This window comes from Burkholderia mayonis (genome assembly GCF_001523745.2).
In the GTDB taxonomy this organism is placed as follows: domain Bacteria; phylum Pseudomonadota; class Gammaproteobacteria; order Burkholderiales; family Burkholderiaceae; genus Burkholderia; species Burkholderia mayonis.
In genome coordinates this window covers 911,543-928,583 of sequence record NZ_CP013386.1, presented here as the reverse complement: position 1 = coordinate 928,583, position 17,041 = coordinate 911,543, and the positions used below count along the sequence as shown (strand labels likewise).

15 protein-coding genes are annotated in these 17,041 nt (G+C 69.6%); 7 read left to right on the top strand and 8 right to left on the bottom strand.

What is annotated here, in order from left to right:
• The first annotated feature begins 76 nt into the window (after nucleotides 1-76).
• From WS70_RS04625 to WS70_RS04605, 5 genes are all read left to right on the top strand, one after another.
• The gene (locus WS70_RS04625; RefSeq protein ID WP_059473663.1) at nucleotides 77-988 is read left to right on the top strand and encodes a LysR family transcriptional regulator; all 912 of its coding nucleotides are present in this window, start codon (nucleotides 77-79) and stop codon (nucleotides 986-988) included.
• Nucleotides 989-1,169: 181 nt separating this feature from the next.
• Entirely contained in the window at nucleotides 1,170-2,561 is a 1,392-nt protein-coding gene (gene dalD, locus WS70_RS04620; RefSeq protein WP_059473664.1) for a D-arabinitol 4-dehydrogenase, read from the top strand.
• A gap of 96 nt (nucleotides 2,562-2,657) precedes the next feature.
• Nucleotides 2,658-4,139, top strand: a complete 1,482-nt coding sequence (gene xylB / locus WS70_RS04615; protein WP_059596719.1) for a xylulokinase — start codon at nucleotides 2,658-2,660, stop codon at nucleotides 4,137-4,139.
• Nucleotides 4,140-4,219: 80 nt separating this feature from the next.
• The gene (locus WS70_RS04610) at nucleotides 4,220-5,176 is read left to right on the top strand and encodes a sugar-binding transcriptional regulator (protein WP_059473666.1); all 957 of its coding nucleotides are present in this window, start codon (nucleotides 4,220-4,222) and stop codon (nucleotides 5,174-5,176) included.
• A 176-nt stretch (nucleotides 5,177-5,352) separates the two neighbouring features.
• Nucleotides 5,353-6,654 carry a haloacid dehalogenase-like hydrolase gene (locus tag WS70_RS04605; RefSeq protein ID WP_059473667.1) on the top strand — a complete coding sequence of 434 codons (1,302 nt, stop codon included), beginning with the start codon at nucleotides 5,353-5,355 and terminating at the stop codon, nucleotides 6,652-6,654.
• A 112-nt stretch (nucleotides 6,655-6,766) separates the two neighbouring features.
• On the opposite strand, the gene WS70_RS04600 is transcribed toward WS70_RS04605, so the two are convergent.
• The 8 genes from WS70_RS04600 to WS70_RS04565 form a co-directional block, all read right to left on the bottom strand.
• A complete protein-coding gene (locus WS70_RS04600; protein WP_059473668.1) occupies nucleotides 6,767-7,879 on the bottom strand; it encodes an ABC transporter ATP-binding protein in 1,113 nt (370 codons plus the stop codon).
• Nucleotides 7,880-7,938: 59 nt separating this feature from the next.
• On the bottom strand, nucleotides 7,939-8,661 hold the full coding sequence (locus WS70_RS04595; RefSeq protein ID WP_059473669.1) for an HAD family hydrolase: 723 nt from the start codon (nucleotides 8,659-8,661) through the stop codon (nucleotides 7,939-7,941).
• Nucleotides 8,658-9,536, bottom strand: a complete 879-nt coding sequence (locus tag WS70_RS04590) for a carbohydrate ABC transporter permease (RefSeq protein ID WP_059473670.1) — start codon at nucleotides 9,534-9,536, stop codon at nucleotides 8,658-8,660. The genes WS70_RS04595 and WS70_RS04590 overlap by 4 nt, the downstream gene beginning before the upstream one ends.
• The gene (locus WS70_RS04585; protein WP_059473691.1) at nucleotides 9,533-10,477 is read right to left on the bottom strand and encodes a carbohydrate ABC transporter permease; all 945 of its coding nucleotides are present in this window, start codon (nucleotides 10,475-10,477) and stop codon (nucleotides 9,533-9,535) included. Before WS70_RS04585 ends, WS70_RS04590 begins: the two co-directional genes overlap by 4 nt.
• 106 nt (nucleotides 10,478-10,583) lie before the next feature.
• Nucleotides 10,584-11,912: an ABC transporter substrate-binding protein gene (locus WS70_RS04580; RefSeq protein ID WP_059473671.1), complete on the bottom strand. Its 1,329-nt coding sequence runs from the start codon at nucleotides 11,910-11,912 to the stop codon at nucleotides 10,584-10,586.
• A 51-nt stretch (nucleotides 11,913-11,963) separates the two neighbouring features.
• Entirely contained in the window at nucleotides 11,964-13,451 is a 1,488-nt protein-coding gene (locus WS70_RS04575; RefSeq protein ID WP_059596720.1) for a class II D-tagatose-bisphosphate aldolase, non-catalytic subunit, read from the bottom strand.
• Nucleotides 13,439-14,395, bottom strand: a complete 957-nt coding sequence (locus tag WS70_RS04570; protein WP_059473673.1) for a sugar kinase — start codon at nucleotides 14,393-14,395, stop codon at nucleotides 13,439-13,441. The genes WS70_RS04575 and WS70_RS04570 overlap by 13 nt, the downstream gene beginning before the upstream one ends.
• A gap of 87 nt (nucleotides 14,396-14,482) precedes the next feature.
• Entirely contained in the window at nucleotides 14,483-15,259 is a 777-nt protein-coding gene (locus WS70_RS04565; RefSeq protein ID WP_059473674.1) for an L-iditol 2-dehydrogenase, read from the bottom strand.
• 273 nt (nucleotides 15,260-15,532) lie between these two features.
• Here WS70_RS04565 and WS70_RS04560 point away from each other — a divergent pair, with 273 nt between their 5' ends.
• Nucleotides 15,533-15,997, top strand: coding sequence for a Fur family transcriptional regulator (locus WS70_RS04560; RefSeq protein WP_059473675.1), 465 nt, complete (start codon nucleotides 15,533-15,535; stop codon nucleotides 15,995-15,997).
• A gap of 71 nt (nucleotides 15,998-16,068) precedes the next feature.
• Nucleotides 16,069-17,040 carry a metal ABC transporter solute-binding protein, Zn/Mn family gene (locus WS70_RS04555; protein ID WP_059473676.1) on the top strand — a complete coding sequence of 324 codons (972 nt, stop codon included), beginning with the start codon at nucleotides 16,069-16,071 and terminating at the stop codon, nucleotides 17,038-17,040.
• Nucleotide 17,041 lies beyond the last annotated feature (1 nt).

Below are 17,041 nucleotides of genomic sequence, written 5' to 3'. Positions count from 1 at the left end.
TATCGATTTCCACAGTATCGACGGCGGACACATTCCCCGATACTGTATTTTCTGCAATAAGCCATTACGTGACAGCATGACTTTCGATCTGCGCCAGCTGCGCGCCTTCACGACGATCGCCGCGAGCGGCAGCCTCGGCCGCGCGGCCGACGCGCTGCACGTCACGCAGCCCGCGCTGAGCCGCATCCTGAAGCGGCTCGAGGATCAGATCGGCGCGCCGCTCTTCGAGCGTCATTCGAAGGGAATGCAGCTCACCGCGATCGGCGAGGCGCTCTTGCCGCATGCGACGCTCCTGCAGCACGAGGCCGAGCACGCGCGCGAAGAAATCGACGCGCTGCGCGGGCTCGCGAAGGGCGCGATCAAGGTCGGCGCGGTCGGCAGCATCGCGAGCCTCGTGCTGCCCGTCGCGATCGGGCGCGTGCTCGACCGGTGGCCCAACCTGCGCATCGAGATCGTCGAAGGCGTGTGGGACCGGCTCGTCGAAGCGCTCCTGACACACGAGGTCGACGTCGCGCTCAGTACGCGCGTGCCGGACACCGACGATGTCGTCGCGATCCCCGAATGCCGGTGGAACGACGTGAGTCACGTCGTCGCCGCGCCCGATCATCCGCTGCGCGGCGCCGGCATGCCGCTTGCGCTCGCCGACACGCGCGCCGCGCGCTGGGCGATCCCGCCACGCGGCACCGCGCCGTACGAGCAGATGCGCGCGGCGTTCGACGCGCAAGGGCTCGCGCCGCCTGACGTCGCCGTCGAAACCCGCTCGGTAACGGCGCTCAAGAGCCTCGTCGCGCATGCGGGCTTCCTGAGCTGGATGGCCGAGCCGATGTATCGCGCGGAGCGCCGCGCGCGCACGATCGATACGCTGCCCGTCGAAGGCGTCGCCGCGACCCGCACGCTGACCGCGTTCCGCCGCCGCCACGGGATCCTGCCCGGTCCGGCGGCAAAGCTGCTCGAGCAGCTCGCGCTGCTGACCCGCCAGCCTTTCTGACGCTTCGCACCGACGCGTCCCCCCTCACGCGCGCCGCGCCCGGATTGGCGCGCCGCAGCATCGAAACCCCACGCGATCGCCTTGACTTTCGCCCAATCGAATAAGATCATTCGCTCACATAAAGAGCAAATGATCTTATTCGGGATTCGGCAGGCGCCAGCCAGCCGCCAGGAGACACGGGATGAGCAGTCCATCCAGCGCCGCGCCGGCGATCTTGCACATCGGCGTCGGCTCGTTCCACCGCGCGCATCAGGCGTGGTACCTGCATCGCGTCAACGCAGCGTCGCCCGCCGGCGAGCGCTGGTCGCTCGTCGTCGGCGACATCCGCGACGACATGCGTGCGACGCGCGACGCGCTCGCCGCGCAGCACGGCGTCTACACGCTCGAAACGGTCACGCCGCAGGGCGAGCGCGCATACGAGACGGTCCGCTCGATCTCGCGCGTGCTGCCCTGGTCGATCGATCTCGCGGCGCTCGTCGACGCGGGCGCCGATCCGGCGTGCAGGATCGTGTCGTTCACGGTGACGGAAGGCGGCTACGCCCTCGACGAGCACGATCGGCTCGACACGTCGAATCCCGATCTCGCGGCCGATCTGCAAGGCGCGCGCGTCACGATCTACGGCGCGCTCGCGGCGCTGCTCGCCGAGCGCGTCGCGCGCGGCGCGGGCCCCGTCACGCTGCAGAGCTGCGACAACCTGCGCAACAACGGCGCGCGCTTTCGCGCCGGCATGCGCGAATTCCTGTCGCGGCGCGGGCTCGTCGATCTGCTCGCGTGGTTCGACGCGAACGTCGCGTGCCCGAGCTCGATGGTCGACCGCATCACGCCGCGCCCGACGCCCGATGTCCGCGAGCGCGTGCTCGCGGCGGCGGGCGTCGACGACGCGTGCCCGGTCATGGGCGAAGCGTTCATCCAGTGGGTGATCGAAGACCGCTTCGCGGCCGGCCGACCGGCATGGGAGAAGGCGGGCGCGGAGCTCGTCGGGGACGTTCATCCGTACGAGGAAGCGAAGATCCGGATCCTGAACGCAACGCACAGCTGCATCGCATGGGCGGGCACGCTCGCGGGCTACGCGTACATCCACGAAGGCACGCACGACGCCGGCATCCGCCGCTTCGCGCACGCGTACGTGACGGACGGCGTGATCCCGTGCCTCGCGCCGAGCCCGCTCGATCTCGCGCGCTACCGCGACGTCGTGCTCGACCGCTTCGGCAATCCGCACATCCGCGACACGAACCAGCGCGTCGCGGCCGACGGCTTCTCGAAAATTCCCGGCTTCATCGCGCCGACGCTCGCCGAATCGATCGCGCGCGGCGTCGAGCCGGCGTCGACCGCGGTGCTGCCCGCCCTCTTCCTGCGCTTCCTGCAACGCTGGGCGAAAGGCACGCTGCCGTACGCGTACCAGGACGGCGTGATGGACCCCGACGCCGCGCGCGCGATCGCGGGCGCGGACGATCCCGTCGCCGCGCTCGCGGGGCAGCGCCCGCTGTGGGGATCGCTCGCTGGCACGGCCGCGCTCGACCACGCGCTGCGCGCGGGCCTCGCGCGCGTCGACGCGTGGCTCGCGAGCCGCTGAACGGCCGTGCGCGTCACTCGGGTCAAATCGCCATTGGCACGGCAGCGGGCGCGCGGCTAAAGTAGCGGCTCCCTGTCGACGCACCGTTTTCCGCCCATGTATCTCGGCATCGATCTCGGCACCTCCGAAGTCAAGGTGCTGCTGCTCTCGCCCGACGGCATCGTCGTCGGCACGGCGGGCACGCCGTTTACCGTCGCACGCGCGTATCCGCGCTGGGCCGAGCAGCATCCGGACGACTGGTGGACGGGCACGCTCGCCGCGCTCGCCGCGTTGCGCGCGCGGCATCCTCGCGCCTTCGGCGACGTGCGCGGGATCGGCCTGTCCGGCCAGATGCACGGCGCGGTGCTGCTCGATCGCCACGATCGCGTGCTGCGCCCGGCCATCCTGTGGAACGACATGCGCAGCGCCGACGAATGCGTGGCGCTCGAAGCCCGCGCGCCCGATCTGCATGCGATCGCCGGCAATCTCGCGATGCCGGGCTTCACCGCGCCGAAGCTCCTGTGGGTCGCGCGGCACGAGCCGCACGTGTTCCGCGAGATCGCGTGCGTGCTGATGCCGAAGGATTATCTGCGCCTGAGGCTCACGGGCGCGAAGGTGTCGGACCCGTCCGACGCGGCGGGCACGCTGTGGCTCGACGCCGCGAAGCGCGACTGGTCCGGCGCGCTCCTCGCCGCGGGCGGCATGGCGCGCGCGCAGATGCCGCGGATCGTCGAAGGCAACGCGCCGTCCGGCACGCTGCGCGCGGACATCGCACGCGAGCTCGGGCTCGCCGAAGCGGTCGTCGTCGCGGGCGGCGGCGGCGACAATGCGACGAGCGCGCTCGGCATCGGCGCGACGCAGCCGGGCGACGGCTTCGTGTCGCTCGGCACGTCGGGCGTGCTGAGCGTCGTCGGCGACCGCTTCCGGCCGAACCCGGCGTCGGCCGTCCACGCGTTCTGCCACGCGATTCCCGGCCGCTGGCAGCAGATGAGCGTCGTGCTGTCGGCGGCGAGCTGCCTGCGCTGGATCTGCAAGCTGACGTCGACCGACGAGCCGGCGCTCCTCGCCGAAGTCGCCGCGCTCGATCCCGCCGCGTGCGGGAACGCGCCGTACTTCCTGCCCTATCTGTCGGGCGAGCGCACGCCGCACAACGATCCGTATGCGCAAGGCGTGTTGTTCGGGATGACGCACGGCGCCGACCGCGCGCTCCTCGGCTACGCGGTGCTCGAAGGCGTGACGCTCGCGCTCGCCGACGGCTTCGACGCGCTGATCGCAGGGGGCACGCAGACCGACGCGCTGTCGCTGATCGGCGGCGGCGCGAGAAGCGCGTACTGGGCGCAACTGATCGCCGACGCGCTCGGCGTGCGCACGCGCCGGCACGGCGGCGGCGAGACGGGCGCGGCGCTCGGCGCGGCTCGGCTCGGCTGGCTCGCGGTCGGCGGCGATCCGCGCGACGTGCTGACGAAGCCGCCGCTGCGCGACGAGTTCGCGCCGAACGCGGCTCGCCACGCGGCGCTGCGCGAGCGGCTCGACACGTTCCGCGCGCTGTACCGTCACGTGCGGCCGCTGTTCGAGCCGTCGCGCGAGCGGCTCGCGTGAGCGCCGTGCGCTACAGTGCGAACTTTTCCCCGGCGCTCGACGGCCCGCCTGACGCCCGCCTGACCTGAGATCCCTCTACCGTGTCCAAATCCTCCGAAAAACTCGATCTCGCGACGCGCGCCGCGTGGCTCTACTACGTCGCGGGCGACACCCAGAACGAAATCGCCGAAAAGCTGCAGGTGTCGCGCCCCGTCGCGCAGCGCCTCGTCGCGTTCGCGGTCGAGAAGAACCTGATTCGCGTGCGCGTCGACCATCGCGTCGCCGACTGCCTCGATCTCGCCGCGCAGCTATCGAAGCGCTACGGCCTCGCGATGTGCGAAGTCGTGCCGATCGACGGCGACGCGCCCGACGCGGTCGACCGCAAGCTCGCGGTCGCGGGCGCGCAGGTGATGGAGCGCTATCTGAACGAAGAAAGGCCGATGGTGGTCGCGGTCAGCAGCGGCCGGACGCTGAAGGCCGCGGTCGCGCAGATCGCGCAGATCGAGCGGCCGCAGCACCGGCTCGTGTCGATGGTCGGCGCGATCGCGCAGGACGGCTCGTCGAACCCGTACGACGTCGCGCAGCACATCTCCGAGAAGACGGGCGGCAAGCATTTCCTGCTGCCCGCGCCGCTCTTCGCGGACAGCAACGCCGAACGCGCGCAGTGGTGCAATCACCGGCTGTACCGGATCGTCGAGAAGCTGTCGGCGGAGGCGGACGTCGCGTTCGTCGGCGTCGGCAACATCGGCGCGCACTGCCCGCTGTTCGAGGACGGCTTCATCACCGCCGACGAACTGAGCGAGATGGTCGAGCTCGGCGCGGTGGCCGAAATGCTCGGTCTGCCGATCGATGCGCAAGGCCGGCGGATCGAGGCGTCGACGAGCGCGCGCGTGACGAGCGTCGCGCTCGACGCGCCGCCGAAGCGTCCGACGATCGGCTTCGCGGGCGGGCCGCGCAAGCGCGTCGCGGTGCTCGCGGCGCTGCGCGGCGGGTGGCTGTCGGGGCTCGTGACCGACGAAACCTGTGCGCGAGCGGCGCTCGTCGAGCAAGCCTGCTAGCGACACGCCGCGTGCTGCGCCGCATCAGTCGCGTTTCGACAGACAAACGTCCGATTTCGTCATGCAATCCGTTTTATGGGGCGCGATGCTGACCGGCATCCCGTCGCTTCCAGCGAATCGGGCGGCGTCATTTCCGTCGTTCCGCTTCGCCGCGCGCATCCCTTCGGAGAACCTCGATGAAAACAGGACGTCGACACTTCGTTCGCTCGCTGGCGAGCGCCTCGGCCGCGATGGCCGCCGCCGCATGGTCCCCGGCGCGCGCCGCGTCCGACGCATCCGCCACGCCCGCCGCCCCGCTGTCGCTGACGCCCGGCCGCTGGTCGCCGCGCAACGTCGCGCGGCTGCGCGCCGTGCTCGCCGCGCACGGTGCGCCGAGCCCGACCTACCGCGCCGACCGCCGGCCCTACGCGGTGTTCGACTGGGACAACACGAGCATCATGAACGACTGCGAAGAGGCGTTGCTGATGCACCAGATCGACGGGCTGCATTACCGCCTGACGCCTGGCCAGTTCTCCGCGATCCTGCGCCAGGGCGTGCCGGACGGCCCGTTCGACGCAAAGCTCGGCTACACGACGATCGACGGCAAGCCGGTGCGGATGGAGGACATCGCGGCCGACGTCGACAATGACTATCGCTGGCTGCACGCGAACTATCAGGGCCTCGGCGGCGACAAGCCGCTCGACGAGATCCGTCGCAGCGAGCGGTTCTTGGATTTCCGCGCGAAGCTGTATTTCATGTACGACGCGATCTGCGACACGTATCCGGTCGAGATCGGCTACAAGTGGATCATGTACTGGTACGCGGGCATGACGCGCGACGAGTTGCAGGCGATGGCGTATCAAAGCAACGTCGCGAATCTCGGCGACGCGCTGCGCAAGGTCACGTACGAAAGCTCGCGCGCGCTGCCCGGCCGAGCGGGCGTCGTCGCCGCGACGCACTTCCACGGCATCCGCATCCACGAGGAAATTCGCGCGATGATGGACACGCTGCGCTCGAACGGGATCGACGTATACGTCAGCACCGCGTCGCTCGACGACGTCGTGCGCGTGTTCGCCGGCCATCCGGCGTTCGGCTACGGCGTGCCCGACGCGAACGTGATCGGCATGCGGCTCGTGACGGCCGACGGCAAGTACGTGAACGAATACGCGCCGAACTGGCCGTTCAACTACGGGCCGGGCAAGACCGTCGGCATCCGCAACGAGCTGCAATCGAAGAAGGGCTACGGGCCGCTTCTCGTGTTCGGCGACAGCGACGGCGACGCGTGGATGCTGCGCGACTTCGCCGACACCGCCGTCGGCGTGATCGTCAACCGGATGAAGAAAGGCGAGATCGGTGTCGACAGCCGGAAGGCGGCCGAGCAGATCGGCGCGAAGGACGCGCGTCTCGTGCTGCAGGGGCGCAACGAGAACACCGGGCTGATGGTCGCCGACGAGCGCTCGATCAAGTACGGCAAGAGCGATCCCAAGCTGCTCGCGTGATCGCGCCTGCGCGCGCGCATCTCGCCGCAATGCGCACCGCAACGCGCACGGCAATGCACGCCGCGACGCGCGCCGGATCGGGCGACAGGCCAGATCCGGCGCGGCCCTCGCGTCAAGCCGCCATCGCGTGCTTCGGCTTCCGCTTGAACGCGCGCCCCGCTTCGTCGAACAGATGGCAATGCTCGGGCTGCGCGCCGACGCGCAGCCTCTCGCCCGCGCGATACATGTCGAGCGGCGGAATCCGCGCGATCAGCCCGTCCGGCGCGACAGCCGACTCCGCGTACAGATAGGCGGCGTCGCCGAGCGACTCGACCGCCATCGTCCGCGCGACGATGCCGTTGCCGCCCGCGATGCCGACGTGCAGATGCTCGGGCCGGATGCCGACCGTCACGCGCTCGCCCGCGCGCAGCGCCGCCGCTTCGACCGCGACGCGCTGCGTCTCGCCCGATTCGAAGCGCACGAGCACGCCGTCGGCCGACGCCGATTCGACGACGCCCGCGAGAAAGTTCATCTTCGGCGAGCCGATGAAACCCGCGACGAACTGGTTCGCGGGCGCGTGATACAGCGCGTTCGGCGCGCCGACCTGCTGGACGCTGCCCGCCGACAGCACGACGATCTTGTCGGCGAGCGTCATCGCCTCGACCTGATCGTGCGTCACGTAGATCATCGTCGTCTTCAGCGCGTCGTGCAGCCGGGCGAACTCGAGCCGCATCTTCACGCGCAGCGCCGCATCGAGGTTCGACAGCGGCTCGTCGAACAGGAACACCTTCGGCTTTCTCGTGATCGCGCGGCCGATCGCGACGCGCTGCCGCTGGCCGCCCGACAGTTGCTTCGGCTTGCGGTCGAGCAGATGGTCGATGTGCAGGATCTTCGCCGCCTGCCTGACCGCATCGTCGATCGCCTGCTTCTTCGCGCCCGCGAGCTTGAGGCCGAACGCCATGTTGTCGTAGAGCGTCATGTGCGGATAGAGCGCGTACGACTGGAACACCATCGCGATGCCGCGCTTCGCGCTCGGCGCGTCGTTGACCTTCGCGCCGTCGATCAGCAAGTCGCCGCTCGAGATGTCCTCGAGCCCGGCGATCATCCGCATCAGCGTGGATTTGCCGCAGCCGCTCGGCCCGACGAACACGACGAACTCGCCGTCCGCGATGTCGAGATTGACGTTGCGCAGCACTTCGTTGTCGTCGTAGCGCTTCGCGATATTGCGCAGGAGCACGCTTGCCATGATTTGTCTCCGTTCAGTTAGGCGGCCGCGCGACGATCGAACGCGCTCGGCATGATCGTTCAGTGCGGCTGCACCGCGCCCGTCGCGACCCATTGCGCGACGAGCCCGGGCAGCTCGCGCATGTCGTCGAACACGCGCCGCGCGCCGATCCCGCGCAGCGCACCGACCTGCGCCGGCGACGCGTGCCCGCCGCCGACGAAGCCGAGCACCGTCATGCCCGCTGCCGCCGCGGCCGTCACGCCCGTCGCGCTATCCTCGACGACGAGGCACTGCGAAGGCGCGACGCCGAGCGCGCGCGCGGCGGCGAGATAGACGTCGGGCGCGGGCTTCGGCCGCGCGACGCCGTCCGCGCAGAAAAGCCGCTCGCCGAAGAAGCGCTTGAGGCCCGTCCGGCGCAGCGCGGCGTCGACGTAATGCCGCCGGCTGTTGCTCGCGCACGCGATCGTCAGATCGATCTGCGCGAGCGCCGCGTCGATGCCGTCGACGATCGGCGCCTCGACGGCCGCTTCCTCGACGCTGCGCCGAATCGCTTCGACATCCGAATCGACGAGCGCGCGGCCCGCGCGCGCGCTCGCGCTGTCGAGCACGCGCTCGGTCCGCAGGCCGAGGAGCGGCATCACGATCGGCCGCACCGCGACGCCCGGCCAGCGCGCTTCGAGCTCGCGCACGAGCACGTCGGCCGCGATCGCCTCGCTGTCGATCAGCACGCCGTCGCAGTCGCAGACGAGCACGCGCGCGTCGTTCGCCCGCGCCGTCGCACTTGCCGTCGCACTTGCCGTCATTTGACCGCCCCGAACGTGAGGCCGCGCACGAGCTGCTTCTGCGACAGCCAGCCGACGACGAGGATCGGCGCGACCGCGAGCAGCGACGCCGCCGACAGCTTCGCCCAGAAGAGCCCTTCGGGGCTCGAGTACGACGCGATGAACACGGTCAGCGGCGCGGCGTTCGAGCTCGACAGATTGATGCTCCAGAACGCTTCGTTCCACGACAGGATCACGAGCAGGAGCGCGGTCGACGCGAGCCCCGGCAGCGCCATCGGCATCAGCAGATAGACGATCTCCTGCCACGTCGACGCGCCGTCGATGCGCCCCGCTTCGAGGATGTCCCTTGGAATCTCGTTGAAGTACGTGAACGTCATCCACACGGCGATCGGCAGATTGATCAGCGTGTAGACGATCACGAGCCCCGAGACGGTGTCGAGGAGCCCCGCGTTCTTCCACAGCAGATAGATCGGCACGAGCACGCCGACGGACGGCATCATCTTCGTCGACAGCATCCACAGCAGCACTTTCTGCGTGCGCTTGCCGGGAAAGAACGCCATCGCGTACGCGGCGGGCACCGCGAGCAGCAGGCAGATCACGGTGGCGCCCGCCGAGAGCAGCACCGAGTTCCACGCGAACGCGAAGTAGTTGCTGCGCGCGAACACCTCGCGGAAACTGTCGAGCGTCGGCACGAAGACGAGCGTCGACGAATACGCCTGCTGCTCGGTCTTGAACGCGGTGATCGCCATCCAGAAGATCGGGAAGAACAGCACGAGCGCGACGAGCCACGCCAGCACGCCGGGCAGCGCGCGCTTCACGGCGCCGAACGCGGCGGGCAGCCCGCCGCCCGCGCCGCGCGAAGTCCCATGCGAAGTCGATACGGTCAGATCGCTCATGCTTCGTACTCCCCTTTCAGATTCCGCGCGAGCATTCTCACGAGGAAGAACGACACGACGTTCGCGAGCACGACGGCGAGAATCCCGCCCGCCGATGCAAGCCCGACGTCGAACTGCTGCAGGCCGAGCGCGTAGATCAGGTACGACAGGTTCGTCGTCGCGTCGCCCGGGCCGCCGCCCGTCGTCGTATAGATTTCCGCGAAGATCGACAGCAGGAAGATCGTCTCCATCATCACGACGACCGCGATCGCGCGCTTCAGGTGCGGCAGCGTGATGTAGAAGAACATCGCGAACGGGCCCGCGCCGTCGATCCGCGCGGCCTCCTTCTGCTCCTGGTCGAGCGACTGGATCGCGGTGAAGAGAATCAGGAAGGCGAACGGCAGCCATTGCCACGCGACGATCATCACGATCGACGCGAGCGGATATTGCGCGAACCAGTCGATCGGCTGCATCCCGAGCGCGCGCATCGCACACGCGACGAGTCCGTATACCGGATGCAGGATCATGTTCTTCCAGATGAGCGCCGACACCGTCGGCATCACGAAGAACGGCGCGATCGCGAACAGGCGCGCGACGCCCTGCCCGTAGAACTTGCGGTCGAACAGCACGGCCATCAGCACGCCGCCGGCCACCGTGATCGCGAGCACCGAGCCGATCAGCGCGAGCGTGTGCCAGATCGCCGGCAAGAACGACGGATCGGTCGCGAGAAAGCGGTAGTTGTCGAGGCCGGCGAAGCCTTGGACGTCGGGGTTCAGCAGGTTGTAGCGAGAAAGCGAGAACCAGATCGTCATCGCGAGCGGGATCGCCATCCACAGGAACAGCACGGCGACGGACGGCGTCGCGAGCCAGCGCGCCGGCTTGCCGCGCGCGCGCTCGTCGGCAGCGGGCCTCGCGTCGCCAAGCGACGCCGAGTGAGCGAGAGGAAGACGTAAGTGACGCATGATCGGGATCACCTCGTTCGATACGCGGGCGCGCGTGCCGCCTGCGCCCGCGTCACTGCGATGCCGTGCGCGCCGCGCCCGCGAGCGGCGCGGCGCGCGCGGCGCTTCACTTCCGGTAGCCGGCCTGGCGCGCCGCGCGATCGGCCGCGGCCTGACCGGCGGCGAGCGCCTGATCGACGCTCATCTGCCCCGCGACCGCGCCCGCGATCGCCTGGCCGACCACCGTGCCGAACGACTGGAATTCAGGAATGCCGACGTACTGGACGCCCGTGTACGGCACCTTCTTCAGCGAAGGATCGTTCGGATCGGCGGTCTGGATCGCCTTCAGCACGAAGTCGGAGAACGGCGCGGCGGCCTTGTATTCGGCGCGCTGATAAGTCGATTGGCGCGTGCCCGGCGGCACCGACGCCCAGCCTTCGTCCTTGCCGGCCATTTCGACGTACTGCTTCGACGTCGCCCATTCGATGAACTTCTTCGCCGCGTCCTGCTGCTTCGATGTCTTCGGGATCGCGAGCGCCCATGCCCACAGCCAGTGCGAGCCCTTCGGCGTGGCGGCCACGGGCGCCGCCGCGAAGCCGATCTTGTCCGCGACTTGCGATTGCTGCCTGTTGTACAGCATGCCCGCCGCGACCGTCGCGTCGATCCACATCGCGCACTTGCCCGACGCGGTGAGCGTCAGGTTCTCGTTGAAGCCGTTCGAGCTCGCGCCCGGCGGCCCGTTCTTCCTCAGCAGGTTCACGTAGAAGTTGATCGCCTTCTTCCATTCGGGCGACGTGAGCTGCGCGTTCCAGTTCTCGTCGAACCAGCGGCCGCCGAACGTGTTGACGACCGTCGACACGTACGCCATGTTCTCGCCCCAGCCGGCCTTGCCGCGCAGGCAGATCCCGTACGTGCCGTTCGCCTTGTCGGTCAGCTTGTCGGCGAACTCGGCGATCTGGTCGTAGGTCGGCTGCCCGGGCATCTTCAGGCCCTTCGCCGCGAACAGGTCCTTCCGATAGAACGTCATCGAGCTCTCGACGTAGAACGGCAGCGCGTAGAGCTGGCCGTTGTACGACAGCGAGTCGCGCGCCGTCTTGATCACGTCGTTCAGATCGTAGTCGGCGGGCAGGTTCGTCATCGGCGCGAGCCAGCCGCGCTTGCCCCACTGCGGCGCCTCGTACGTGCCGATCGCCATCACGTCGAACTGGCCGCTGCCCGTCGTGATGTCGGTCGTCGCGCGCTGACGCAGCACGTTTTCTTCGAGAATCACCCAGTTCAAACGAATGTCCGGGTTCGCCTTCTCGAACGCGGACGACAGCTTCTTCAGCTCGATCATGTCCGGGTTGTTGAGCGTCGCGACCGTCAGCGTCGCCGCCTGCGCGGCGAGCGCCGACGACGCGAGCGCGGCGCCCGCGAAGAGGCGCGCGGCGGCGGCGATGAACGTCTTTCGTTGCATGGCGTGTCTCCTGTCTTGATATCGTGTTTGCCGCCCGTTGGACGGACTGCTTCAAGCGCTTTGCTGCATCCCGCACGCGCGCGCATAGCGCGAGATCACGTCCCGGATTCGGTGGCGCACCCACGCGACCGGCTCGCGCGCGAGCTCGCCGCGACGGCACGCGGCATACACGTCGGGCAGCCATTGCGCGACGAGCGTCTCGGGCGGCGCGCGGCGCGCGAGGTTGTCGAAGAGGCGCGCGAGCGCCGCCGCGACGGCGGGCTGCAGCCAGTAATAGCGGATCCGGTCGCTGTAGCTGAACTGACGCGCGAGCCGCTGCGCGAGCGCGTCGCCGCGGTAGTACGGCGCCCAGTATTCGGGACGCTCGCGCATCGCCGCATCGATCACGTCGCGCAGCTGCGAGCGTTCGGACGCGTCGTCGAAGAGCGCATCCTCGATGTAGGTCAGCGCGAACAGCGCCTCGCGCAGCGCGAAGGTCAGCGCCGGCCCGACCTTCAGGATCGCAAAGTGATCGCGAACGAGCGCGGCGAGCGCGTCGTCCGTCTGATAATCGGTCGAATGCGCTTCGAACACGAGCGGCGGCGTGCGCAGGATGCTCGCACCGAGCTCGGCTCCGCGCGCCGGATCGTAGTCGAGCACGCGGCGATCGTCGAAGTCGACGCCCGGCTGTGCGACGATCGCGATCACGCGCGACCACGCGTCGCGCAAGCCGTGCCGCGCGAACGCGTCGCGATGCGCGGCGAGCGTCGCGCTCACGCTGTCCGCGCGCGTGACTTCGATTTGCGAGAACGCGCCGCGATGGCCGGCCGCCGCGCCGCGCGCATCGCTCGCCGGGGGATTCGCTTCGCCGCCATGCTCGTTCGCCGCGCCATGCGCCGCTTCATGCGCCGCTTCATACGCCGCGCCGGTTGCCGTGTCCGTTGCCGCGCCGGCCGCCGCCACGCTCAGCTCGCCGCCCGGCGTCGGCACTTCAGTGCCGATCACGTAGACGGGCGACACGCCCGCGGCGGCGGCCGCCTCTTCCGCGGCCGCGCAAAGCTGCGCCGCGCGCTCGGCGAGCGTCGCGTCGGACAGCGGCGCGGCATCGTCCGCGCACGCCATGCTCGCGTCGAGATGGATCTTCATGAAGCCCGCGGCGACGTACGCGGCGACCATCGTCCGCGCCTCGCGCATCGCGTCGTGCGCGCACAGGTGCCGCCACGGATTCGGGCCGAGGTGATCGCCGCCGAGAATCAGCGCCTGCGCCGGAAAGCCCGCGTCGCGCGCGAGCGCGTCGACGTCTCGCCGGAAATCCGCGGGCGTCATCCCGGTATAGCCGCCGCGATGATTGACTTGGTTGCAGGTCGCTTCGACGAGAAGCGGCGATTCGTCCGCGCGCGCCGCTTCGAACGCCGCTTCGAGCACGAGGCGATGCGCACTGCACACCGAATAGATGCCGCTCGCGCGGCCCGCGCGGTTCGCGTCGAAGATCCCGCGCAGCATCTGCACCGGGTGGCCGGTCGCACGCGGGCGTTCGACGACGGTGCTCACGCCGCGCATCGCCCCCCCCGCTCGGCGAGAAAACGATCGATTTCGTCCGGCATGCTGTTGCCCTCCATCGGCCCGACGCGCGACACCGCGAGCGCGCCCGCCGCGTTCGCGCGAGCGAGCGCGGTCGCGGCCGGCAGCCCCGCGATCGCGCACGCGACGAACGTGCCGCCGAAGCAGTCGCCCGCGCCGGTCGGATCGACTTCGGCGGTCTCGTATGCGGGCGCGGCGACGCTGCCCGTGCGGTCGAACGCGGCGCTGCCCGCCGCGCCGCGCTTCAGCACGACGCGCTCGAGGAGCGGATGCGTCGCGAGCAGCCCCGCGATCGCGCGCTCGGCCGGCTGCGGTCCGCAGAAGAACGGCAGATCGGCGTCGCTCGGCAGGAACAGGTGGCACGCGTCGAGCATCTCGCGGAGTGCCGAGCGCATCGGCGCGAACGCGAGCATCTCGGCGCGCACGTTCGGATCGAACGAGATCTTCGCGCCGACGCGCGCCGCCTCGATCACGCCGCGCTTCACCGCGGCGATCGCGTTCTCGCTCGTGAGCGACGAGCCCATCACGTGGAAATAGCGACAGCCCGCGAACATCGACGGATCGACGTCGGCCGGCTCGAGGAGCGCGGATGCGCTGCCTTCGATGCTGAATACGAATTGCCGGCCGCCGTCCGCGCGATAGGCGACGCATGCGATGCCGGTCGGCCGCGCGGCGCGGCGAACGCGCGCGACGTCGACGCCGTGGCCCGCGAGCCGCGCGACGATCGCGTCGCCGAACGCGTCGTTCCCGACGCAGCCCGCGTACGCGACCGACGCGCCCATGCGCGCCGCCTGATCGGCGAAGATCGCGGGCGCGCCGCTCGGAAACGGGCCGGCGAACGCGCCCGGCACATCGAAGCCCTGGCCGCGCTGCGCGGCGACGAATTCGGCGAGCAGTTCGCCTGCGGCGACGATCGCGGCCATCACGCCGGCTCGCGCAGGGCCGCCCCGAGGCGACTGACCGCCCCCGCGCGGGAGAACGAGCGACGAAAGCATGGGAATCGTTTCATGTCAGCTCATCCAGTTGCCGCCGTCGACGTTGAGCGTCTGGGCGGTGATGTAGTCGGCGTCGGCCGACGCGAGGAACAGCGCGGCGCCGGTGAGATCGTCGGGCACGCCCATTCTGCCGAGCGGCACCGCTTCGCCGACGAGCCGCTTCTTCTCGCCGAGCGGGCGGTTCTCGTAGCGCGCGAAGAGCGCGTCGACCTGCACCCACATCGGCGTGTCGACGACGCCGGGCGCGATGCCGTTCACGTTGATCCGGTGCTTCGCGAGCGCGAGCGCGGCCGACTGCGTGTAGCTCAGCACCGCGGCCTTCGTCGCGCAGTAGTGCGACACGAGCGCCTCGCCGCGGCGGCCCGCCTGCGACGCCATGTTGACGATCTTGCCGCCGCGCCCCTGCTCGACCATCCGCTGCGCGACCGCCTGCATCAGGAAGAACATCCCCTTCACGTTGACGGCGAAGAGGCGGTCGAACACGTCCCACGATTCGTCGAGGAGCGGGCGCATGTCGAAGAGCGCCGCGTTGTTGAAGAGAATGTCGACGCCGCCGAAGCGCTCGACCGCCGTGGCGACGATGCGCGCGATGTCGTCGCGGCGCGTGACGTCCGCCGGCACGGCGATCGCGCGGTCGGAATGCGCGTCGATGAGCCGCGCGAGCGAGCCGTCGGCCGGCTTCAGATCGACGAGCACGCAAAGCGCGCCCTCTTCCAGATAGCGCCGCGCCACCGCTTCGCCGATACCGCTTGCCGCGCCCGTCAGGATCGCGACCTTCTCCTGCAGTCTCACGGGTGTCTCCGATTCGTTATACGTCGCGCCGTCGGCCGTCGAATCGAGCGTTCGCTCGCCTATCGATCATTTGCTCCATGCGCGAACGCATGATCGATCACGAATCCGGCACTGTCAAGGCGGAAGAGCCGTCTTTCGATGATGCGCCGCCGCATCGCGAATGCGGGCGGCTCAGGCGGGAGAAGGGCTACGGGCGGGGTGTACGGCGCGAGGATGCAACGCGATCGGATACGTTATATCATCACGCCATCTTCCGTCCGACCGGTTCGCACGATGGCCTCGACCCACTCGCTCTCCGCCCGCCTCTCCCGCGCCGACGCGTTCGCCGCCGAGCACGGCCTCGCGTGGACGCCGCTGCGCCGGCAAGTCTACGAGCGCGTGCTCGCCTCCGGCCGGCCGATCGGCGCGTACGATCTGCTCGCCGAGCTCGAGCCGCAACGCGGCCGCGTGCCGCCGACGACCGTCTACCGCGCGCTCGAATTTCTCGTCGAGCACGGCTTCATCCACCGGATCGAATCGAAGAACGCGTTCATCGCGTGCTGCGAGATCGGCAAGCCGCACGAAGGGCAGTTCCTGATCTGCGAGGAATGCGGCGAAACCGTCGAGATTCCCGGCGGCGATCTCGCCAAGCAGCTCTCGGCGAGCCCGCCCGCGCACGGCTTCGAGGTGCATCGGCAGGTCGTCGAGCTGACCGGCCTCTGCGGACAGTGCAAGACGAAGCACGCGCACCACGGCTGAGCCGCTCGACATCTTTTCCGGCTGCCTTCCCCCGGCTTTTCATTCCGTCAACCGAATCGAGGATCGACCGCATGTCCTTTGCCGCCACGTTGCGTGCGCCGTTGCGCACGTTTGCATCTTTGTCGCGCGCGCCGCGTTCGGCAGGCTCGCCGCTCACGCTGCGCGCGTCGCGCGTGACGCGCACGCTCGCCGCCGGCGTCGCCGCGCTCGCGCTCGCCGGCACCGCGTTTGCGCAGAACGCGACGTTCAAGATCGTCGCCGCCGAGAACTTCTACGGCGACGTCGCTAAGCAGATCGGCGGCGCGCACGTCGTGGTGTCGAGCATCCTCAGCAATCCGGATCAGGATCCGCATCTGTTCGAAGCGAGCCCGAAGGTCGCGCGCGAGCTGCAGCGCGCGGACCTCGTGATCTACAACGGCGCCGACTACGATCCGTGGATGGCAAAGCTCCTCGCCGCGTCGAAGAATACGAAGCGCAAAGCGGTCATCGTCGCGGAGCTCGTCGGCAAGAAGGCGGGCGACAACCCGCACCTGTGGTACGACCCGGCGACGATGCCCGTCGCCGCGCGCGCGCTCGCCGCGGCGCTCGGCTCGGCCGATCCGGCGCACAAGGCCGAGTACGACGCGAACCTCGCGAAGTTCGTCGCGTCGATCAAGCCGATCGACGCGAAGGTCGCCGAGCTGCGCGCGCGCTACAAGGGCGTGCCCGTGACCGCGACGGAGCCCGTGTTCGGCTACATGGCCGATGCGATCGGGCTCGAGATGCGCAACCCGCGCTTCCAGCTCGCAACGATGAACGACACCGAGGCGAGCCCCGCCGACGTCGCCGCGTTCGAGAACGATCTGAGAAAGCGCCAGGTGCGCGTGCTGATCTACAACAGCCAGGCGGTCGAGCCGATGACGAAGCGGATGCTGACGATCGCGCAGGATGCGCGCGTGCCGACGGTGAGCGTCACCGAGACGCAGCCCGCCGGCAAGACCTTCCAGCAATGGATGCTCGCGCAGCTCGACGCGCTCGCGGCGGCGCTCGGCCAGCGTCCGTAAC